General features: G+C 68.7%; 18 protein-coding genes. 13 read left to right on the top strand and 5 right to left on the bottom strand.

Features of this window, described 5'->3' with window-relative positions; translation table 11 throughout:
• Window positions 1-57 precede the first annotated feature (57 nt).
• The gene (locus GOAMR_RS22335) at window positions 58-717 is read right to left on the bottom strand and encodes a LysM peptidoglycan-binding domain-containing protein (RefSeq protein ID WP_005193388.1); all 660 of its coding nucleotides are present in this window, start codon (window positions 715-717) and stop codon (window positions 58-60) included.
• A 229-nt stretch (window positions 718-946) separates the two neighbouring features.
• Here GOAMR_RS22335 and GOAMR_RS22330 point away from each other — a divergent pair, with 229 nt between their 5' ends.
• The 6 genes from GOAMR_RS22330 (at window position 947) to GOAMR_RS22305 (ending at window position 7,676) form a co-directional block, all read left to right on the top strand.
• Window positions 947-2,428 (top strand): histidine kinase, encoded by a 1,482-nt coding sequence (locus GOAMR_RS22330; RefSeq protein WP_005193387.1) that lies wholly within the window; start codon window positions 947-949, stop codon window positions 2,426-2,428.
• A 28-nt stretch (window positions 2,429-2,456) separates the two neighbouring features.
• A complete protein-coding gene (locus GOAMR_RS22325) occupies window positions 2,457-3,287 on the top strand; it encodes a LytR/AlgR family response regulator transcription factor (protein WP_005193386.1) in 831 nt (276 codons plus the stop codon).
• On the top strand, window positions 3,284-3,691 hold the full coding sequence (locus GOAMR_RS22320) for a DUF485 domain-containing protein (RefSeq protein WP_005193385.1): 408 nt from the start codon (window positions 3,284-3,286) through the stop codon (window positions 3,689-3,691). Before GOAMR_RS22325 ends, GOAMR_RS22320 begins: the two co-directional genes overlap by 4 nt.
• 9 nt (window positions 3,692-3,700) lie before the next feature.
• The gene (locus tag GOAMR_RS22315; RefSeq protein WP_005193384.1) at window positions 3,701-5,443 is read left to right on the top strand and encodes a sodium/solute symporter; all 1,743 of its coding nucleotides are present in this window, start codon (window positions 3,701-3,703) and stop codon (window positions 5,441-5,443) included.
• 299 nt (window positions 5,444-5,742) lie between these two features.
• Window positions 5,743-6,039 carry a DUF485 domain-containing protein gene (locus GOAMR_RS22310; protein WP_083837093.1) on the top strand — a complete coding sequence of 99 codons (297 nt, stop codon included), beginning with the start codon at window positions 5,743-5,745 and terminating at the stop codon, window positions 6,037-6,039.
• The gene (locus tag GOAMR_RS22305) at window positions 6,036-7,676 is read left to right on the top strand and encodes a monocarboxylic acid transporter (protein ID WP_005193382.1); all 1,641 of its coding nucleotides are present in this window, start codon (window positions 6,036-6,038) and stop codon (window positions 7,674-7,676) included. The genes GOAMR_RS22310 and GOAMR_RS22305 overlap by 4 nt, the downstream gene beginning before the upstream one ends.
• A 37-nt stretch (window positions 7,677-7,713) precedes the next feature.
• On the opposite strand, the gene GOAMR_RS22300 is transcribed toward GOAMR_RS22305, so the two are convergent.
• Both GOAMR_RS22300 and GOAMR_RS22295 read right to left on the bottom strand, forming a co-directional pair.
• Complete coding sequence (locus GOAMR_RS22300) at window positions 7,714-8,640, bottom strand: hypothetical protein (protein WP_050942857.1); 927 nt, start codon at window positions 8,638-8,640, stop codon at window positions 7,714-7,716.
• 126 nt (window positions 8,641-8,766) lie between these two features.
• Window positions 8,767-10,176: an amidase gene (locus GOAMR_RS22295; protein ID WP_005193380.1), complete on the bottom strand. Its 1,410-nt coding sequence runs from the start codon at window positions 10,174-10,176 to the stop codon at window positions 8,767-8,769.
• A gap of 141 nt (window positions 10,177-10,317) precedes the next feature.
• On the opposite strand from GOAMR_RS22295, the gene GOAMR_RS22290 reads away from it, so the two are divergent.
• The 3 genes from GOAMR_RS22290 (at window position 10,318) to GOAMR_RS22280 (ending at window position 13,308) form a co-directional block, all read left to right on the top strand.
• Complete coding sequence (locus GOAMR_RS22290; RefSeq protein WP_005193379.1) at window positions 10,318-11,502, top strand: acyl-CoA dehydrogenase family protein; 1,185 nt, start codon at window positions 10,318-10,320, stop codon at window positions 11,500-11,502.
• Window positions 11,503-11,546: 44 nt separating this feature from the next.
• Window positions 11,547-12,650: an acyl-CoA dehydrogenase family protein gene (locus tag GOAMR_RS22285; RefSeq protein WP_005193378.1), complete on the top strand. Its 1,104-nt coding sequence runs from the start codon at window positions 11,547-11,549 to the stop codon at window positions 12,648-12,650.
• Between the two features lie 196 nt (window positions 12,651-12,846).
• Window positions 12,847-13,308 carry an SRPBCC family protein gene (locus GOAMR_RS22280; protein ID WP_005193377.1) on the top strand — a complete coding sequence of 154 codons (462 nt, stop codon included), beginning with the start codon at window positions 12,847-12,849 and terminating at the stop codon, window positions 13,306-13,308.
• A 133-nt stretch (window positions 13,309-13,441) separates the two neighbouring features.
• Here the strand turns inward: GOAMR_RS22280 and GOAMR_RS22275 are convergent, their stop codons facing one another.
• Both GOAMR_RS22275 and GOAMR_RS22270 read right to left on the bottom strand, forming a co-directional pair.
• Window positions 13,442-14,275 (bottom strand): HAD-IIA family hydrolase, encoded by an 834-nt coding sequence (locus GOAMR_RS22275; protein ID WP_005193376.1) that lies wholly within the window; start codon window positions 14,273-14,275, stop codon window positions 13,442-13,444.
• Complete coding sequence (locus tag GOAMR_RS22270; protein ID WP_005193375.1) at window positions 14,272-15,501, bottom strand: RNA-guided endonuclease InsQ/TnpB family protein; 1,230 nt, start codon at window positions 15,499-15,501, stop codon at window positions 14,272-14,274. Before GOAMR_RS22270 ends, GOAMR_RS22275 begins: the two co-directional genes overlap by 4 nt.
• Window positions 15,502-15,846: 345 nt before the next feature.
• Here GOAMR_RS22270 and moeA point away from each other — a divergent pair, with 345 nt between their 5' ends.
• The 4 genes from moeA to GOAMR_RS22250 all read left to right on the top strand — a co-directional run bounded on the left by moeA (window position 15,847) and on the right by GOAMR_RS22250 (window position 21,523).
• Entirely contained in the window at window positions 15,847-17,088 is a 1,242-nt protein-coding gene (gene moeA / locus GOAMR_RS22265; RefSeq protein ID WP_040516149.1) for a molybdopterin molybdotransferase MoeA, read from the top strand.
• Between the two features lie 78 nt (window positions 17,089-17,166).
• Window positions 17,167-17,931, top strand: a complete 765-nt coding sequence (locus GOAMR_RS22260) for a phosphatidylserine decarboxylase (protein ID WP_005193373.1) — start codon at window positions 17,167-17,169, stop codon at window positions 17,929-17,931.
• Complete coding sequence (locus GOAMR_RS22255) at window positions 17,928-19,103, top strand: CDP-alcohol phosphatidyltransferase family protein (protein ID WP_005193372.1); 1,176 nt, start codon at window positions 17,928-17,930, stop codon at window positions 19,101-19,103. The genes GOAMR_RS22260 and GOAMR_RS22255 overlap by 4 nt, the downstream gene beginning before the upstream one ends.
• Window positions 19,104-19,123: 20 nt before the next feature.
• Window positions 19,124-21,523, top strand: coding sequence for an AAA family ATPase (locus GOAMR_RS22250; RefSeq protein ID WP_005193371.1), 2,400 nt, complete (start codon window positions 19,124-19,126; stop codon window positions 21,521-21,523).
• Window positions 21,524-21,525 lie beyond the last annotated feature (2 nt).

The following is a 21,525-nucleotide window of genomic DNA, read 5'->3' as shown; positions in this document are numbered from 1 at the left end:
CCCACGAATACGCCCCGGCATGACAATTATTGTGCTGCCGGGGCGTATTCGTGGGGTTCAGGACGGCAGGGTGATCCGCCGGCCGGAGACCAGATGGTCGGGGTCGGTGAGGCCGTTGGCGGCGGCGACGATCGCGATCCACGTGTCGACCATGCCGGTGCCGTAGTGCTCGGTGCACAGGGTGCGCAGGGTCTCACCGCGTACCGCGTGGGTCTTGTTGAAACCCGGCCGGATCACGATGTTGCCGGGTTCCACCAGGTCGTCGTCGATCCGGTTGCCCGCGATCGTGTTGGCGAGGGTGAGCATCGTCGTGAGATCGGAGTCGCCGTACCAGCGTTCGGCGAGCGCGCTGAGATATTCGGGGACCACGACCGGATAGTGTTCGGCCCGTTCGAGTTCCGGAAGCACCAGCCAGGCACCGAGGTCGATGGGGCGCTGGTCGACACCGTTGACGGTCTCCCACAGCAGTTGGGTGTGCAGATCGGTGGTGCCGTAATAGGTTTGGGTGATCTGCTTGCGGGCCACGTCACCGTCGGGGGTGGTCATCCGGTGCCGGCGCGTCACATACGGCACCAGCAGGTGCTGGCCGGGCTGCAGGAAGTCGGGGTGGGTCAGATGGTTCGCTGCGGCCAGGACCGGGCCGAGACTGCCGTCGCCGTATTCGTCTCGGGCGATCGCGAACAGGGTGTCGCCCTGCTGCACCGTGTAGGTCTTCATCGCACCGGCCTCCCGGGTGTCGTGTGTCCGTATGCCTAAGGTCACCGTGCCACCGGGGTACGGAGACGGCACGCGTAGTCGACTACCTGCCTTTGCGGAGGTCTCGGTGGTGGGGTGCGTAGTGGTTCGGGTCGTGGTGCTGTCAGGTGGTCGGGCTGACCCTCGCTCGTACCTCGCTTCGGGGTCAGGGATCACGATGGTCGGCCGGGTGGCGCGGTAGCGTGAGCGGGTGTCCAGCGCACTGGCCATCGCCCTGACCGTCGCCGCCCTGGTGGTGGGTGTCGCCGTCCTCATGCTGATCCGGACACGGCACCGGGTCACCACCCCGACCGAACGTGCCGTGCATTCGACACTGCACACGGCGTCGCTGGCGGCGGTATCGCTGCGGGTCGGGCTGACCGAGGAGTCGGCGCGGGACGCACTCGGGCATCTGCGGGTGCTCACCGCCGCCGACGCCGTCGCCCTCTACGACGACACCGGCCGCCGACTCGCCCACGATCCGGTGGGCGAGGAGATCTGGGACGCCGATCTGCTCCGGCACGCCGACGAGGCGGCCGCGGCATCACTCACCGACCAGCGGCGGGTGCTGGAGGGCGACCCGTGCGGACTCGAAACGCCGGTGCGGGCGCTGGTGGCCCAGCCGCTGCTCCTCGGCACCGACGACGACGCGACGATCGGCGGGGTGCTGATGGTCGCCACCACCCGCAGGCCGGGTCCGGGCACGCTCGGGGCCATCGCCGAGGTGGCCCGGTACGTTTCCAGCCAGCTCGAACTCGCCGACCTCGACGCCTCCCGCGCCCGCCTCGACCGCGCCGAGGTGCTGGCGCTGCGGGCACAGATCAGCCCGCACTTCATCTACAACGCGCTCAACACCATCGCCTCGTTCGTGCGCACCGACCCGGCCCGGGCGCGGGAACTGATTCTCGACTTCGCGGACTTCACCCGCTACTCGTTCCGGGCGGCCGGCGAGTACACGGTGCTGGCCGACGAACTTCGCAACGTCGACCGCTATCTCACTCTGGAGCGCGCCCGGTTCGGGCCGAAACTGACCGTCAAAGTGCAGGCCGCCCCCGAGGTGCTCAACGTGGTGCTGCCGTTCCTGGCACTGCAGCCGCTGGTGGAGAACGCCGTCCGGCACGGGGTGGCGGCCAACGGCGGCGGCACCATCACCGTCATCGCCCGTGATGAGGGCACCGACTGCGTCATCACCGTCGAGGACGACGGGGTGGGCATGGACCCGGAGCTGTTGCGCAGCGGGGACATCGACGCACTGGACGGCCGCGCGGACCTGCGAGCGGACAATGTCGTCTCACCGGGTTTCGAGGCTCGTCGCCCAGGGGCTCCTCACACCTCAACCGGCGAAGAGGTACCGGAGTCCCAGGGCACTCACGGCGGAGGCTCCACGGCTCGTCGCCCAGAGGCTCCTCACACCTCAACCGGCGAAGAGGTACCGGAGTCCCAGGGCACTCACGGCGGAGGCTCCACGGCTCGTCGCCCAGGGGCTCCTCGCACCTCAACCGGCGAAAGGGGCGAGGGCGCGAGAGGTGGGGGCCGGGAGTCGCAGGGGGCGCATGTGGGGCTGACGAATGTGGACCATCGGCTGCGCGCCGCGTTCGGGAACGACTACGGTCTAGTGGTCGACACCGGCATCGGGGCGGGAACCAAAGTCGGCATGCGGGTGCCCAAGTTCCGGGCGGGAATCCGCGCCTGACCTGCTAGCACCCGGAGGAGGGACACAGTTGTCGCTGACGATCCTCGCCGTCGACGACGAACGTCCGGCGCTCGACGAGCTCGAGTACCTGCTGTCGGAGTCCCCCGCCGTCAGCGCGGTGGTCACCGCCTCCGACGCCACCGCCGCGCTGCGCGAACTCGGCCGCCACCGCTTCGACGCCATCTTCCTCGACATCAACATGCCGGGCCTGTCCGGGCTCGAACTGGCCGAGGTGCTGCGCAACTACGCCGACCCGCCGCCCGTGGTGTTCGTGACCGCCCACGACGACAAGGCCGTCGACGCCTTCGCCGTCGGCGCCCTCGACTACCTGCTCAAACCGATCCGCGACGCCCGGCTCGCCGAGGCCATCGACCGGGTCGCGGCAGCGGCCGAGGCCAAGAGCGCGCGCACCGGACCCGCGCCCCCCGCACCGGCGGCGACGCCGGCCGGCCCCGATCCCGACGAGGTGATCCCGGTGGAATTGGGCGGGGTCACCTCGCTGGTGCGCCGCGACTCCATCGGCTGGGTGGAGGCCGTCGGCGACTACGCCCGGCTGCACTCGGCGACGGGTGCTCATCTGGTGCGGATCCCGTTGTCCACCTTGGAGTCCCGCTGGTCCGACGCCGGTTTCGTGCGGGTGCACCGTTCGTACCTGGTGTCGTTGCCGATGGTCACCGGGCTGCGGTCGCGCGGGACGTCGACGGTGGTGTGCATGAAGGCGAACGGGCAGTCCCCGGCCACCGACCTGCCCGTCAGCCGCCGTCAGCTGCGCGACCTCAAGGACCGGCTGGTCCGCGACCCGATGCGCAATTACCGTGCCGCACAACAAAGCGGGGACCAGCCGGCAGGTGGAAGTTGACCACCGAGGGCCACCGGCCACGCCGCGAGCGGGTGGTGCTCTCCCAGCGCCGCGGCGCGCGGATGGTGCGCACCCGCGTCGAGGTGCAGGAACAGACCGAGGTGGGCGACACCCTGGTCCGCGGCCTGATGCGGGCCCAGCTCGGCCTCGCGCTGCGGCTCGGCGGCGCCCTCGCCGCCCTCATTCTCTCGATCCCATTGCTGGGCAGCATGTTTCCGACGATCGCCGAGGCCACGGTGTGGGGGGTGCGGCTCAACTGGATCGTCCTGGGCATCGCCCTGTACCCGATCCTGTACCTCACCGGCTGGATCTACGTGCGGCTCGCCGAGCAGTCCGAACGTGAGTTCATGAGTGTCGTCGACGACGACTCCGGCGCCGCCGCTGACGGCGACCCGGTGTCCTAGGCCGGGTTCGTGAACGGTTCGGGGTCGGACATCCTCAACGCGGTCGCCGTGCTACTCGCGGCGGTGGTGACCATCGCCGTCGGCATCTACGGCGGCCGCCGCTCCCGCACCACCTCCGACTTCCTGGTGGCCTCCCGGTCGGTCGGCTCCCGCTCCAACGCCACCGCGATCACCGGCGAATACCTTTCGGCCGCATCGTTTCTGGGTGTCGCCGGGTACGTCGCCAAGTTCGGCGCCGATGCGCTGTGGTATCCGGTCGGCTTCACCGCGGGCTATCTGGGGCTGCTGATGTTCGTGGCCGCGCCGCTGCGCCGGTCGGGGGCGTACACGGTGCCCGACTTCGCCGAGTTCCGGCTGTCGTCGGCACGGGCGCGGCGAGCCGCGATGCTCGTCGTGGTGGCGATCTGCGTGCTGTACCTGATCCCGCAGTTCCAGGGCGCCGGACTGGCCCTGCAGATCCTGCTCGGCATCCCCGCCTGGGTGGGCGCGGTGGGTGTGGGGCTGATCGTGATCATCAACGTGGTGTCGGGCGGGATGCGGTCGATCACGTTCGTGCAGGCGATCCAGTACTGGCTCAAGCTCACCGCGATCGCCATCCCGGCGCTGGTGCTGCTGGCCGCGTTCGCCGGTGACCGCTCCGACCCCGGCGAACACGCCCCACCGCGGATGCGGGCCGCGACGACCGTCGACATCACCCTCGACGTGAAGGTCACCATCACCGACCCCACCGGGATCACCGCCGACGGCCAGGTTGACGGCGTCGCCGTACACGCGTCGGCACTCACCCCCGGCGCGCACACCCTCGGTGAGGGAACCACGCTGACGCTCGACAAGGGCGCTGCCACCCCGGTTGTCACCGGCGCGCCCGTCACCGGCGCCGACTGGCTGTCGTCGGGCAGGGGCCTGGGCGGCGGGCACCCGCTGTACCAGGTGCTGTCGCTGATCGTGGCGACATTCCTGGGCACGATGGGTCTGCCACATGTGCTGGTGCGGTTCTACACCAACCCCGACGGCCGATCGGCGCAGCGCACCGCGCTCACCGTCATCGCGCTGCTGTGGCTGTTCTACCTGTTCCCGCTGATCCTGGGGGTGTTCGCGCGGCTGTACGTGCCGCAGGTGCTCATCACCGGCAACGCCGACGCGGCCGTGCTGCTGATGCCGGCCGCCGCGATCGGCGGCCTCGGCGGACGGTTGCTCGCGGCGCTCGTGGCCGCCGGTGCGGTCGCGGCGTTCCTGGCCACCTCGTCGGGACTGCTGGTGAGTGTGGCGGGTGCACTGTCGACGGATGTGCTGCGCGGCCGGGTCCGCGACTTCCGGCTGGCCGCGGTCATCGGCGGCGCCGTGCCGATCGTGTTGTCGCTGGCCGCGGCGTCGCTGGAGCTGTCGCGGACCGTCGGGCTGGTGTTCGCGGTGTCGGCGTCGACGCTGTGCCCGCTGCTGGTGCTCGGCATCTGGTGGCGCGGCCTCACCGCCGCCGGCGCGATCGCCGGGCTGCTGGTGGGCGGGCTGTCGTCGGGGATCGCGACGAGCCTGGCGATCGCCGGTGTGGTGCCCGACGACTATCTCGGCGGGTGGCCGGCCATCATCGTCGGCTATCCGGCGGCGGTCACCGTGCCCCTGTGTTTTGTGACGATGATCGTGGTCAGCCTGGCCACCCATGCCGCGCTGCCGAGCGGGCTGTCGCGGACGTTCGCCCGGATGCATGTGCCCGAACGGCTCGGCATGGGCGTCGAACGGCTTCCCGAAGAATGACCTGAATCGGGTCCGGATCGTTGCCGCTCGTCGTCGCCGAGTGACCGCCCGGCGCAGAGGCCGCGGCTTTCGGCGTGTGATCTGCGACACCGGCCGTTTTGTGACACATGCCGCAATATCCTCCTTCTGTGACGACCGCCGGACAGCAGTCCCCGACCCGGATCCCCGGTCAACCCACACAACCGATCACCGCAACCGATCAACACCGCAACGATCCACCACAACCAGGAGGTACGACGTTGTCCACCGCCCATGCGCCGGCCCACCCGCCGACGCCCACCGGCGACCAGTTCATCGAAATGCAGCAGAGTCCGCAATTTCAGGAACTGCGTTCGCGACTTCTCCGGTTCGTCCTGCCGATCAGCGCCTTCTTCCTGATCTGGTACGCCGTCTACGTGCTCCTCGGCGCGTTCGCCCACGACTTCATGGCCACCAAGGTTATCGGCGAGATCAACCTCGGCGTCATCCTCGGCCTGCTCCAGTTCGTCACCACTTTCGTGATCACCTGGGCCTACGTGCGTTTCGCCAACCGTGAACTCGATCCGCGTGCCGAAGCCATCCGCAACCAGATGGAAGCAGAGGCACCCAAAGCATGAACACCGTGAACCTGAACACGATGTACCTCGCCGAGGCCGTGGGTGAGCCCGCGGTCAACATCGCGATCTTCGTCGGTTTCGTCGCCGTCACCATGTTCGTGGTGATCCGGGCGTCGAAGAACAACAACTCCGCGGCCGACTTCTTCACCGGCGGCCGCGGCTTCTCCGGCCCGCAGAACGGCATCGCCATCGCCGGTGACTACCTGTCGGCGGCCAGCTTCCTCGGCATCGCCGGCGCCATCGCCGTCTACGGCTACGACGGCTTCCTCTACTCGATCGGCTTCCTCGTGGCGTGGCTCGTGGCCCTGCTGCTGGTGGCCGAGTTGCTGCGCAACACAGGCAAATTCACGATGGCCGATGTGCTGAGCTTCCGGCTCAAGCAGCGCCCGGTGCGCCTGGCCGCGGCCATCTCCACCCTCACGGTCACGCTGTTCTACATGCTCGCCCAGATGGCCGGTGCCGGTGGTCTGGTCGCGCTGCTGCTCGACATCAAGTCCGAGGCCGGTCAGGCCGTGGTGATCGCCGTGGTCGGCGCGCTGATGATCGTGTACGTGCTCATCGGCGGCATGAAGGGCACCACCTGGGTGCAGATCATCAAGGCGGTGCTGCTCATCGCCGGCGCCGGCCTGATGACCCTGATGGTGCTGTGGAAGTTCGGGGCCAACTTCTCCGACATCCTCACCGACGCGCAGGCAGCCATCACCGGCAACGAGGCCACCGCCTCTCGCGACGTGCTCGCCCCCGGCGCCAAGTACGGCGGCACGCTGACCTCGCAGATCAACTTCCTGTCGCTGGCGATCGCGCTGGTGCTGGGCACCGCCGGTCTGCCGCACGTGCTGATGCGCTTCTATACCGTCCCCACCGCCAAGGAAGCCCGCAAGTCCGTGGTCTGGGCCATCGCCCTCATCGGCGCGTTCTACCTGTTCACCCTGGTGCTGGGCTACGGCGCGGCGGCCCTGGTGGGACCGGAGAAGATCCTGTCGTCGGCGGGCAAGGAGAACTCGGCGGCCCCGCTGCTGGCGTTCGAGCTCGGCGGCGTGGTGCTCCTCGGCATCATCTCGGCGGTCGCGTTCGCCACAATCCTCGCCGTCGTCGCCGGTCTGGCGATCACCGCGTCGGCGTCGTTCGCCCACGACATCTACGCCAACGTGATCAAGCGCAACAAGGTCAGCGAGGACGATCAGGTGCGCGTGTCCCGCTACACCGTCGTCGTGCTCGGCGTCCTGGGCATCGTGCTCGGCATCCTGGCCAACGGCCAGAACATCGCTTTCCTCGTCGCCCTGGCGTTCGCGGTCGCGGCATCGGCCAACCTGCCGACCATCGTGTACTCGCTGTACTGGAAGCGGTTCAACACCCGCGGCGCGCTGTGGTCGATCTACGGCGGTCTCGGCTCGTGCATCTTCCTGATCATCTTCTCCCCCGCCGTCTCCGGTGCGAAGACGTCGATGATCACCGGCGTCGACTTCCACTGGTTCCCGCTGGAGAACCCGGGCATCGTGTCGATCCCGCTCGCCTTCATCCTCGGTATCGTCGGCACCCTGACGACCCCGCAGGACAAGGGCAACCCGGCCCGCAACGCCGAGATGGAGGTTCGCTCCCTCACCGGTGTCGGCGCCGAACAGGCTGTGCAGCACTGACACTCACAACCACCTCACGAATGTGAATCCACCCCGGTCACGGCCGGGGTGGATTCACATTTGCGGGGTCGATGGCCAGGGCGGTACGAAGTTGGCTGGTGAGGAGTGTTGGTGGCGTCAAGTGCTTCCAGCCCCAGCGGGTGACGCGGTATCCGAGATCGTGGATCCGGTCGGTTCGTTCTTTCTCCCGCAAGATTGCCGCCCTTGCGTCGGAACCGCGGTACTTGAGGTTGCCGTCGGCCTCGCCGACGACCCGTTCCTTTTGCCAGTACATGTCGACTCGGGCGATGAAGCGGCCCAGCCGGTCGAACAGCTCCACCTGAAGTTCTGGACGCGGCAGCCCCGCGTCGGCCAACTCGATCCGGCTGCGTGATTCAAGCACCGACTCAGCCCTGCCGTCCAGCGAGGCGACCACGGTCCGTGCTCGTGCGGCGCCGGTCATCCCGACGACGAGATCAAGTTCGCCGGCGAGGTCGTCGCGCGTGCACAAGCCCTGGTGAAGTGCGGAATCACCGAGTGCGATGGCCGGAATACGGGCACCGGACCGGGCGACATCGACGACGGTCCTCGCGGCTGCGGTCACCGGAACACCGTCGGTATCGACCACTGCCGGCGGACGGCGGTCCGACACCAGATGCAGACGCGACGAGGTCCGCGTCCCCGGTGCCCGACCCCAGTCGACAGCGACGACGCGGCGCACATCGAGGCCCCAGACCGGCAAACCCAGTACTGCCGCCGCGGACACACCGCTGAGCGCGCGATGAGGATTGGCATTGTGCCGAGCCCACATCAGGGCAAGTTGTCGATGGCGTTCCTCGGGTGAACCGTCGAACAATCCGGCGGGTGCCAGCACCCCCGGCGCCAAGTACCGCACAGCTCCCTGTTTCAGCGATCGCCGGATGTCGTGGTCGGTGTATCCGAGGGCGAGAAGTTCTCTCCTGCTGCTCGCTCGTGTGATTTCCATGCCGCTTGGACGCACCGGCAACCCGATCGGTTCCACTTCCGCACGAAAAACTTTGCCATCACCTCACGAATGTGAATCCACCCCGGCTACGGCCGGAGTGGATTCACATTTGCGGGGTGGATGCCGTCAGGCGTTGATGCGGGCGAAGGGGATCGCGGCCTCGAGTTCGTAGGCCAGTTCCAGGAGGGTGCGTTCGTTGCCGTGGTGGGCCATGAAGTGGATGCCGATGGGCAGGCCGTTCGAGTCGGTGGCCAGCGGCAGGCTGATGGCGGGGGTGCCGGTGGTGTTGTTGATCGGGGTGAACGCGACGTACTTCATCAGCCGGTCGAAGACCTCGTCGAAATCGCCTGCCGGATCGAGGTATCCGATCTTCGGGACGGTGTGCGCCAGGGTCGGCGAGAGCACCACGTCGAATCTGTCGTAGTTGGCGGCCAGCACGGCGTCGGTCTTCTTGAGACGGCGGATCGCCGACGGGGTGCGCCAGATCCGCTTGACGAACGTCTGCGCCAGGCCGTGGGTGAACGGGTCGATCTTCTTGCGGTCGAAACCCTTTCCGATGACCCGGCCTCCGAAGCGGTCCAGCGAGAACGCCATCAGGCCCCAGTACAGGATGAAGTCGTCGACATAGGACCGGTCGACGGGCATCGGGATCAGTTCGGCTCGGTGCCCGAGGTCGTTGAGCTTCTCCCCCACGGCGTTGAGCGCGGCATGGGTGTCGTCGTCGAGCAACTGCCCGGTCAGCGGTTCCAGGAGCACCGCCACCCGCAGCCGCCGGTCCGACGGCCCCTCCACCAGCCCGATGGGATCCATCCCGGACGCCGGGGACCGGCGCTCGATGTCGGCGTAGAAGTGCGCGCTGTCGCGGACGGTCCGGGTGACGACCCCGTTGGAGATGAGATCGATGGGCGCCGAACGTGATTCGATGGCGGCGGCCACCCGGCCACGGGTGGGTTTGAGGCCGACGAGACCGCACGCGGCAGCGGGGATGCGGATCGAACCGCCGCCGTCGTTGGCGTGGGCGATCGGCAACGCACCCGCCGCCACCAGCGCCGCCGAACCACCCGAGGACGCACCGCACGAATACTCGGTGTCCCAGGGGTTGACGGTCGGCGGGCGGTCGGCGAACTCGGTGGAGGCGGTGAGCCCGAACGCCGGCAACGTCGACGCGCCGAGGATGTTGAGGCCGGTGCCGACGAGCTGGTCGGTGAACGGCTCGTTCTGCGCGGCGGGGCGCTCGGCCACCGCGGCCGATCCGTGCAGCGTCGCGATACCCGCGAAGTCGGTGTTGTTCTTGATGATCGACGGCACCCCCCGCAGCGCTCCGGGGGCGAACGCGTCGTCGGCGGCACGTTTGCGGGCGCGCTCGCGGTCGTCGAAGGCAACGGCGTTCAGGTGCGGGTTGACCGCGTCGATACGGGCCAGGGCCGCTTCGGCGGCTTCGAGGGCGGAGAAAGTGCCCGCCGCGATCTCGGCGGCGACCCCCACCGCGTCGAGGTCACCGAGACAGTCGTCGCCGAATGCGTGCACCTTCTTCATAGGTGCAGAGTAGTGAACCTGTTCCCGGTGCGGCGCCGGACCCTGCCGGCGGCCCGCTCTCGGCACTACCTATCGGTAGGTTAGGCAGGAACTCCGGTGGTCAGGGCCCGAAAGCGCTGTTCGCGATGGTAGGAAAGAGGGATGCAACTCGAGTTCAGCCCGGAAGAACAGGCATTTCGCGCAGAGATCCAAGCAGTCCTCGCCAAGGTTCCCCAGGACCTCCGTGACCGCCACGCCGCGGGCAAGATGAAAATGCCCGACGACATCATCAACTCCTGCCGCGTTCTCAACGAGCACGGTCTGGCGATCCCGCACTGGCCCGTCGAGTGGGGCGGCAAGGACTGGACCCCGATCCAGCACCACATCCTCAAGGAGGAGATGGCTCTCGCGCACGTCCCCGAGCTGCTCGCGTTCAACCACTCGATGATCGGCCCGGTCATCGCGCAGTTCGGTTCGCAGGAGATCAAGGAACGCTTCCTCGCCAAGACCGCCAACCTCGACATCTGGTGGTGTCAGGGCTTCTCCGAGCCGGAGGCCGGCTCCGACCTCGCCTCGCTCAAGACCAAGGCCGTCCGCGACGGCGACGAGTACGTCATCAACGGCCAGAAGACCTGGACCACCCTCGGCCAGTACGCCGACTGGATCTTCGTCCTCGCACGCACCAACCCGGACGTCAAGAAGCAGGCCGGCATCAGCATGTTCCTGGTCGACCTGAAGACCCCCGGCATCGAGATGCGCCCGATCCAGCTGATCGACGGCGGTTTCGAGGTCAACGAGGTGTTCTTCGAGAACGTCCGCGTGCCGGCCGACCTGATGGTCGGCGAGGAGAACTCCGGCTGGACCCAGGCCAAGTTCCTGCTCGGCAACGAGCGCGTCGGCATCGCCCGCGTCGCCGAGACCAAGGTGAAGCTGGCCAAGGCCAAGAAGCTGGCCGGCGAGACCAAGATCGACACCGGCACCCTCCTCGACGATCCGCAGTTCGCCGGCCGTATCGCCGCGCTGGAGAACGACCTGCTGGCCCTGGAGGTCACCCAGCTGCGCGTGGTCGCGTCGTCGGCCGACGGCAAGCCGAACCCGGCGTCGTCGCTGCTCAAGCTGCGCGGTTCGCAGCTGCAGCAGGAGGCCACCGAGCTGCTCGCCGACATCGCGGGCCCCGACTCGCTGCCGTCGTCGGGAATCGACGGCTCCGGCATCGCCGACATCGACTCCGCCGAATGGGCGCAGCGCAGCGTGCCGCAGTACCTCAACTACCGCAAGGTCAGCATCTACGGTGGTTCCAACGAGGTGCAGCGCCAGATCATCGACAAGGCCGTGCTCGGCCTCTGAGCCGCACATCCCCTTTCCAGACTTTCGAAACCTATAGGTGAATCATGGATTTTGAGTATTCCGAAGAACAGGTGATGCTGCGCGACACCGTGCGCGACGTACTCACCAAGACCTACGACGTCGAGACCATCCGCAAGGTCACCGACAGCGAACTCGGCTGGAACCGCGACGTGTGGAAGTCGCTCGCCGAGATCGGCATCCTCGGGCTGTCGTTCTCCGAGGAGGACGGCGGCGCCGGTGCCGGTCCCGTCGAGGTCGCCGCCGTGCTGACCGAGTTCGGCCGCGCTCTCGCGCCCGAGCCGTACCTCGATTCCGTCGTCGTGCCGGGCGCGCTGATCGCCGCGGCCGCACCGGGCCACGAACTGCTGTCCGCGCTCGCCTCGGGTGAGACCCTCGGCGCCTTCGCCCATCATGAGGCCGGCGATCGCTGGCCGATGTCCGCGGTGGCCGGCACCTTTGCCGACGGCAAGCTGACCGGAACCAAAACCCTTGTCCCACATGGTGATTGCGCCGACCAGCTGGTCGTCTCGGCACGCGAGGGCGACGAGATCGGCCTGTACCTGGTGGACGCCTCGGCGGCCGGGGTCACCCGTACCGCCTACCGCACCCATGACCGCCGCCGCGGCGCGCAGATCGTCTTCGACGGGGCTCCCGCCGTGCGGCTCGGCTCGGGCGACGCGTCGTCGATCATCGCCGACGTGGAGGTCACCACCCAGATCGCGCAGTGCGCCGAAGCCGTCGGCGCCCTCGAACGCTGCCTGGAGCTGACCACCGAATACCTCAAGACGCGCAAGCAGTTCGGTGTCACACTGTCGACGTTCCAGACGCTCACCCAGCGCGCCGCGGACATGTTCATGTGGCTCGAACTGGCCCGCAGCATGAGCCTGTACGCCACCACCGCGCTGTCCGAGGGCCTGGCCGACGCCACCATCGCCTCGCGGGTCAAGTTGCAGGTGGGCAAGTCGGCCCGCATCGTCGGCCAGGAGGCCATCCAGCTGCACGGCGGTATCGGCATGACCGCCGAGTACCCGGTCGGCCACTACGTCAGCCGGCTCACCGCCATCGGCCATACCCTCGGCAATCCCGACGCCCACCTGGCCGCGCTGTCGCGCAAGGTGAACGACTGGGATATGGTCTCCATCGCCTGACACAGCCCATCGGGCCCCGACACCACGGGGCCCGAGACCCCCACACCCCCGGCGCCGCCCCGTGACGCCGGGGGTGTGGGGTATCCGCACACCCCCACCTGCCGGCGACCGACTTATTGACGGTCCGACAATAAGCGCTCTACAGTGACTCCACCCGCCGCCCGCACCGGTGCGCGCACAACCGAAGGGATACCCGATGGCCTCTCCCCTGCTCGAAGAGAGCATCGAGATCAACACGTCCGCCGACAAGGTGTGGGCCGTGATCTCCGACCTCAAGCGGATGGGAGAGTGGAGCCCCCAGTGCAAGAAGATGATCGTGCGCGGTGAACCGATCGGCGTCGGCACCCGCACCATCAACATCAACCGGCGCGGCCCCCTCGTGTGGCCGACCACCGCCAAGATCGTCCGGTTCGTCGCCGACAAGGAATTGGCCTTCAAGATCGCCGAGAACCGGACCGTGTGGTCGTACACGATCGAACCGTCGGCCAACGGCGTGACCGTCACCGAACGCCGCGAGGCCGCGAACGGCACCACCACCAAGGTCAGCGCGTTCCTCGTCGACAAGGTGTTCGGCGGCAACGACACCTTCGAGGTCGAACTCAAGCACGGCATGGCCGCCACGCTGTCGAAGATCAAGCGGGCGGCAGAGGCTTCGTAGTCAGCGACGGAACCTCGTGAGCGGACACTGCCGGCTCACGAGGTTTCGAGGCTCCTCGCCTGGCGGCTCGTCGCACCTCAACCGGCGGAGGATGAGCGGGTCGAAAGACCCGCGAACAAGTCCTCGTCACACCTCAACCGGCGGGGGGACAGAGCTTGGTGAACAGGTCGGGGAGATCCGCGAGCGAGTCGATGATGTGGTCGGGCACCGGCCCGAACTCATCGCGCTGCAACTGCCGCAGCGCGTCCTCGCGGAACTTCCCGGTCCGCACCAGCACCCCGGTGAGGGCGGCGGCCTGGGCGCCGAGAACATCGTTGTGCATGTCGTCGCCGACCATCACCACCTGCGCGGGGTCGAGGTCCATCAGTTCGCAGGCGGTGCGGAAACCCAGCGGCGACGGCTTGCCGACGGCCTTGATCTTGCGACCCGACGCCTTCTCCAGACCCTCCAGGTACATGCCGGTGTCGATCGCCAGTCCTTTGCTGGTCGACCACGTCATCGACCGGTGCATCGCCACCACCGGGATACCGGCTGTGACACCACCCGTCCCAGACCCGCCCATCATGCGGTCGAACACCGTCGACAGCGCCTCGTGGGTGAACACCGGCCCCGCCCCGCCGAGCACGATCACCTCGGCCTGCCGCGGATCGTCGACAAGGTTCACCCGGGCCATGTCCTCGGCGATCGGCCCCTGATTGAGCACCCACACCTTCTTGCCCGGGTGATGTGTGCCCAGGTATTCGGCGGTCAGTTTGGCCGCGGTCAGGATCTCGTCCGAGCGGACGTCGAAACCTGCGTCGCCGAGTGCGGCTGCGATCTCCGCGCGCGAGCGTGAGGTGGTGTTGGTCAGGAACATCCGCGGGATCCCGCGGCGGGCGAGTTCGGCGACGGCGTCGGCGGCCCCGGGCAGCGCCTGCCACGAGGTGACCATCACCCCGTCGATGTCGAGCAGCAGCCCATAACTCATATTGACATCCTCCCGACCCTAGGGATCGGGATTCCCGCACTCACGTACAGGTTTTCCTGTTTCACAGCAGATTGCCGAAGGGAGGTCCCTTGAGGTCTCACATCCGCTCCGCAGGCGTTTCGTGTCTCCGCCAGTCCGGCGGCGACAAGAATGTTCTTCGCGGCGTTGATGTCCCGGTCTTGCCGGGTGCCGCAGTCGGGGCACGTCCAGTAACGTGTCCCGAGGGAGATCGAGACGAGCAGATGCCCGCACGAGCTGCATGTTTTGGTGGATGGGTACCAGCGGTCGATGACCACCAGGCGTTTCCCGGCCTGCTCGGTCTTGTAGGTGAGCATCGACCGGAACTGACCCCATCCGGCATCACTGATCGACTTCGCGATCTTGTGGTTACGGACCATGCCGGCAACATTCAGGTCCTCCACCGCCACCAGATCATTCGTTGTGACGAGCCCGGTGGACGTTTTGTGCAGGAAGTCACGGCGGGCATCACGGACCCGCGCATGTTTGCGGGCAACCTTCTTGCGCTGCTTGGCGCGATTGCTCGACCCACGCTTCATGCGCGCCAAGCGCTTCTGCTGGCGGCGCAAACCCCGTTCGTGCCGGGCAAGGTGACGCGGATTCGCAATCTTCTCTCCAGTGGAGAGGGTGGCGAAGTCCTTGATACCCAGGTCAACACCGACGCTCTGGCCGGTCGGCATGGCTGGTGCCGGATCGGGCTGGTCGACACACAAAGTGGCGAACCATCGGCCATCGGGTTCGCGGGAGATCACGACCATCGTCGGGTCCAGCTCGGCAAGCTCAATGTCGGGCCAGGACCAGGCCAGTCTCAGCGGAGCAGACGTTTTGGCCAGCCACAGGCCGTCGACCTTCATGCGGAACGCCGACCGGGTGTAGTGCGCGCACTGACGTCCGTTGCGGGACTTGAACTTCGGGTACCGGGCACGGCCTTTGAAAAAGTTGCTGAAGGCGGTGTGCTGGTGTCGCAGCGTTTGCTGCAACGGCACCGACGACACCTCATTCAGGAACGCCAGCTCATCGGTCCGTTTCCATCCGGTCAGCGCAGCATCGGTCTGCTTGTACGAGGTCGACGCCTGCTCAACGGTGTACCGGTGCTGCCGGTCAGCCAAGGTTTTGTTCCACACCAGACGCACACAACCCAGGGTGCGATTAAAGATCGCCTCCTGAGATTCATCCGGGTACGCCCGAACCTTGTAAGCACGCCGCACACTCGGAACCTTACAGAACGTCATAATTCTAGTAAGCAAGTAACGTCACGTTTCGTTGCCACCATTCCTCGTTGACCACAAACAACCGGACCCCTGGCGGGACCTCCGGTCAAACGGTAACGCCGTCACCGACGGACCGCATGCCGGACGTGGACCACTCCTGTTGATCGAGCGTTGGCTAGTGCAGCAGCGCCTACCTGCCAGCACGCGGAAGCGTTCGGGCAGAATTGCGTACACAAACGATGCCTATCCAGGCCCGTCTAAATTTGCGACAGTCCGTCTATTGCAAGGCCGGGGCTATCGATGGGCTTCAGGACAACATGCCGAGGAGAGCTGATGACCGTACTGCGATCCGTCGAGGAACACCAGGATGCCGTCGCCGCCCTATTCACCCCACCCGAGATCGTCGAGACAGCGGTGGCCGATGCATTGGGCCTGGTCACGGCCACGGACGTAGTGACGGCGGTATCGTTGCCCGGTTTCGACAATTCGGCGATGGACGGCTACGCCGTGCGTGCGGCCGACCTTACCGGAGCCTCCCCCGAACACCCGGTCACATTGCCGATGGCCGCCGACATCCCCGCCGGCCGCACCGACCGGCTCACCCTCACCCCGGGAACCGTGCACCGCATCATGACCGGCGCCCCGCTCCCCGACGGCGCCGACGCGGTGGTGCCGGTGGAACTCACCGCGGCAGGCGGGTTCGACCCCGTCGATGCCCCGGCGCCGGAGGTGGTGTTCACCGCGCCGGTGCCGGCGGGCAAGAACATCCGGGCCGCCGGCTCGGACATCGTCGCCGGCGAGGTCGCCATCCCGGACAGGACCGTGCTGCACGCGCCGCAACTCGGGTTGCTCGCGGCCATCGGCGTGACGACGGTTCCGGTGTGGCGGCGACCGCGGGTGGTGGTGCTCTCCACCGGCTCGGAACTGGTCGCGCCCGGTCAGGAGCTGCGGCACGGGCAGATCTACGAATCCAACTCGCCGATGCTGGCCGCCGCCGCGACCGAGGCCGGGGCGTCGGCGCGCTCGGTGCGTTTTGTGCCCGACGACGTCGACGGTTTCCTGGCCCGAATCGGTGAGATCGCCGGGGAGGCCGACCTCATCATCACTTCCGGCGGGGTCAGCGCCGGGGCGTTCGAGGTGGTCAAGGACGCGCTGACGGCCACCGGCGGGGTCGAGTTCGTGAAGGTGGCGATGCAACCGGGCATGCCGCAGGGCTGCGGCCGCGTCACCGACCCGTCGGGCCGGACCGTCCCCATCATCACGCTGCCCGGCAACCCGGTGAGTTCGCTGGTCAGCTTCGAGGTGTTCATCCGGCCGCCGCTGCGCACGGCTCTCGGCCTGCCGCCGCATCGCGATCAGGTGACCGCCCGGCTCCGCGGCGCGGTGCGGTCCCCGGCCGGCAAGCGGCAGTTTCTGCGTGGCGTCCTCGCCCGGGAGGGCGACGGCTGGGTGGTCGATCCGATCGGGCCGCCGTCGAGTCACCATCTGCGCTACCTCGCCGGCGCGAACGCGCTGATCGACGTGGCACCCGACGTGACCGCCCTCGACGACCGAGTGGACGTGCAGGTCATGCAACTGGACTGATGGTTGCCGTGCCGGAGTCGGACGACCGACCACTAAGCTGTTCACGAACTCGTCCTACCCGACAATCAGGAGGTGGCTGTGGCCCGGCGCCCACGCCCCGACGGCACGACGCCCACAGGTGCGCAGCACCTGGTGCAGCTGGCCCGCGAGACCATCCCACCGATCCACCCCAAGGGTGTGCCGTTCGTCGCGGTGCCCGCGGCGGTGGCCCTGATCGGGCGGAAACATCCGTGGGTGGCGCGGCCCGCGGCGCTGGCCGCCGGCGCGTGTGCCGCGTTCTTCCGGCACCCGAACCGCGTCCCGCCCGTCGACTCGTCGATCGTCGCGGCCCCGGCAGACGGCACCGTCGCCCTCGTCGATGAGGCCGTGCCGCCGCCCGAGGCGGGTCTCGGCGATCAACCGCTGCCGCGGGTGTCGACGTTCCTGTCGGTGTTCGACGTCCACGTGCAGCGGGTTCCGGTATCCGGGACGGTCACCTCGGTGACGCACACCCCCGGCAAGTTCCTGTCCGCGGACCTGCCCGAGGCCAGCTCCGACAACGAACGCACCGTCCTCGGACTGCGAACCGCCTCCGGCGCCGATCTGGCCGTCGTGCAGATCGCCGGCCTCATCGCCCGGCGCATCGTGTGCGACCCGAAGCCCGGCGACGCGCTGCGGGTGGGCGACACCTACGGCCTGATCCGGTTCGGTTCCCGTGTCGACGTGTATTTCCCCGCCGGCACCGTGCCCGCGGTCCGGGTCGGGCAGCGCACGGTGGGTGCCGAAACGGTCTTGGCAACCCTCAACCAGCCGGCAACCCTCACCCAGCCGGTATCCCACACCCAGCCGGTCTCACCGACATGAGCGACACCCCGCACAGGCCGGTCGGCGGACGGCGCACCTCGTCGGGTACACCGGCGAAGCGCGGCTCGCGTGGCCTGCTGCGGCGTTCCCGGCGCCGGACCGCACCCCCGACGGCCGACCCCGGACATCCGCGCGACCCCGGGCACATGCGCGACACCGGACACCTACGCGACACCGACGCCTCCAACCTGGGCACGCAGCGCCTCGACACCTACTCGCGGCACACCGAAACCGAGACGGGCAGGCTGCGCAGACAGGCCGCGGCGGGCCGGATCTTCGTGCCGTCGGCGGTCACCATCCTGGCCATCTGCGCCGGGATGACCGCGCTGCGGTCCACGCTGCACGGACACATCGATCTCGCGCTGGCGCTGGTCGTGGCGGCCGCGGTCCTCGACGCCGTCGACGGCCGGGTCGCGCGCATGATGAACGCCGCCACCCGGATGGGCGCCGAGATCGACTCGCTCGCCGATGTCATCAACTTCGGTGTGGTGCCCGGTGGCATCGTCTACCTGGCCCTGCTCAACGACGTCGGCAACCAGGACATCGCCTGGATCTTCGTACTCGTGTACGCGTGCGCGATCGTGCTGCGGCTGGCCCGGTTCAACACCCTGCTCGACGACGAGGACGCACCCGCCTACACGAAGGAATTCTTCGTGGGCGTGCCCGCGCCCGCCGCCGCGATCCTGGTACTGCTGCCGGTGGGCCTGCACGAACAGTTCGGCTCCGGCTGGTGGACGTCGGGGGCCGCGGTGGGCACCTGGATGGTGGTGGTGGCCGCATTGGCCGTCAGCCGCATCCCGACCGCGTCGACCAAGGCCACCAAGGTGCCGCCGAGCGCGCTGGCGATCCTGCTGGTGGGCGTGGCGGTGACCGCCGCGCTGCTGCTGACCTACCCGTACGTGCTGATGCTCATCCTCGTCGTCGCCTACCTGGCACATATCCCTTTCGCGTGGCGCAATCAGCGCTGGGTGGCGGCCCGCCCCGAGCAGTGGGATGCGCACCCATCTGAGCGTCGCGCCGAACGCCGCGCCGACCGCGCCGTCGGCGGCGGCCGGCGTCGTATCCGGCCGTCCATCTCCCGCTCGCACTCCCGGCTGGGGCTGCGCCGCCCGGCTGCCAAACCCGAGCACCCCCGCTCCGAGCACCCCCATAACGACGCGACCGATCAGTAGACGAAAGGGCCGCCCCGCCGATGAGTGTTCCCCAGCTGACCCTGACCGCCCGGGTCAACCCGTCGGCCGCCGACGCCCGCCGCGGTATCGTCCGCGTCCATCCGGAGGTCCTGGCCGCACTGTCGCTGCGGGAGTGGGATGCGGTGTCGATCGTCGGGGCGCGGCGCACGGCCGCGGTGGTCGCGGAGGCCCCCGACATCGCGACGACCGGAACCGTTCTCCTCGATGACATCACCTTCTCCAACGCGGGGATCCGCGAGGATGCATCGGTGGTGCTGCAGCCGGTCACCGTGCACGGTGGGTCGCGGGTGGTGGTGTCGGGTTCGGTGCTGGCGAGTCGGTCCGTCGACGAGGCCACGCTGCGACGGGCGCTGCTGGGCAAGGTCCTGTCGGTCGGCGACGCGGTGTCGCTGCTGCCCCGCGACCTCGGGCCGGAGCTGACGGCGAGCACCGCGGTGCGCGCCCTGGCCCGTTCGGTGGGCATCACCTGGACCAACGAGCTGGTGACGGTGGGCGCCGTCGAACCGTCGGGTCCGGTGAGCGTGCAGACGAACACCGCGGTGCTGTGGGCCGGTGACGGTGCCGCCGCGAGCGCGGCACCCGCGCCCGGCGTGGCCACGGGTCCGTTGCGGACAGCTGGTGCGGCACCCACGACAGGTGATGTGATGCCGACGCGGACCGGCGGGGTGACCCGCGGCTGGCAGCTCGTCGAACCGCGGCCCGAGGCGTCCGATCCCGAACCCGGCGAGACACCGCAAGAAGACACCTCCGACGACGCGGCCGCCGACCAGACCGGCCACGCGCGGCCGGTGTCGGAGCTCGTGGGCGTCGACACCCAGGTCGCCCGGCTCACCGAATGGATCGCCATCACCCTCGACGAACCGCAGGTGCTGCGCGCCCTCGGCGCCACCCCACGACTCGGGGTGATCGTGTCCGGCCCGCCCGGCGTCGGCAAGGCCACGATGGTGCGGTCGGTGTGCGCGGGGCGTCCGCTGGCCGTCGTCGACGGTCCTTCGGTGGGTGCGCTGGAGGCCTCGTCGCGGCTGTCGGCGGTGTCGTCGGCCATCGCGGCCCTGCGAAGCAGCAATGGGTCAGGATCACAGCGCAACGCCCACCGGTCGGGGGTGCTGCTCGTCGCCGACGTGGAGGCGCTGCTGCCCGCCGAGGCCGAGCCCGTGTCGACGCTGATCCTCGACGAGCTGCGCGCCGCGATCGGTGACGGATCGGTGGTCCTGGTGTGCACCACCGCCGAACCGGCCGGCACCGACAGCCGGTTGCGCGACCCGCAGCTGTGCGACCGCGAACTGATCATCGGCCTGCCTGACGCCGCGCTGCGCGCCCGGCTGCTGTCGGCGATCCTGTCCGGGGTGCCCACCGAACCGGGCCTGGACCTGACCTCGATCGCCGCCCGGACGCCCGGTTTCGTCGCCGCCGATCTGGCCGCGCTCGCCCGCGAGGCCGCCATCCGCGCCGCCGCCCGCGTCACCGGCTCACGCAACGGGGACACGAAGGCCGAGACCGACGACAAGCCGACACTCCGGCTCGCGGACCTGCAGGGCGCGCTGGAGGTGATCCGGCCGGTGTCCCGCGGCGACTCCCCCGACGTGTCACTCGGCTCGATCACCCTCGACGACGTCGGCGACATGGTGGAGACCAAGCAGGCGCTCACCGAGACGGTGCTGTGGCCGCTACAGCATCCGGACACCTTCACCCGGCTGGGCGTCGAACCGCCGCGCGGGGTGCTGCTGTTCGGCCCGCCCGGCTGCGGCAAGACGTTCGTGGTGCGGGCGCTCGCGGCGTCGGGCCGGTTGTCGGTCCACACCGTCAAGGGCGCCGAGCTGATGGACAAGTGGGTGGGCGCATCGGAGAAGGCGGTGCGCGACCTGTTCGCCCGGGCCCGCGAGTCGGCGCCGTCGTTGATCTTCCTCGATGAGGTCGACGCCCTCGCCCCGCGCCGCGGGCAATCCACCGACTCCGGCGTCACCGACCGGGTGGTGGCCTCGCTGCTCACCGAACTCGATGGTGTCGAACCGCTCAGCGATGTCGTCGTTCTGGGTGCCACCAACCGGCCCGATCTCATCGACCCCGCGCTGCTGCGGCCGGGCCGGCTCGAACGGCTGGTGTTCGTGCCGCCGCCGGATGCGGCCGCCCGCGGCGACATCCTGCGCGCCTCCGGCAAGAACGTCCCGCTCGCCGACGACATCGTCATCGACGACCTGGCCGCCGACCTCGACGGTTACTCGGCGGCCGACTGTTCGGCGCTGTTGCGGGAGGCGGCGCTGTCGGCGATGCGCCGCGACATCGACGCCGCGACGGTGACCGCCGACGACATCGCGGCGGCCCGGGAGCGGGTGCGGCCGTCGCTGGACGCGGCGCAGGTGGAGAACCTGCGCGCGTACGCCGACCGCCGCCTCGACTGAGC

This window comes from Gordonia amarae NBRC 15530 (assembly GCF_000241345.1).
Lineage (GTDB): Bacteria > Actinomycetota > Actinomycetes > Mycobacteriales > Mycobacteriaceae > Gordonia > Gordonia amarae.
This window is presented reverse-complemented; position numbering and strand designations above follow the sequence as displayed.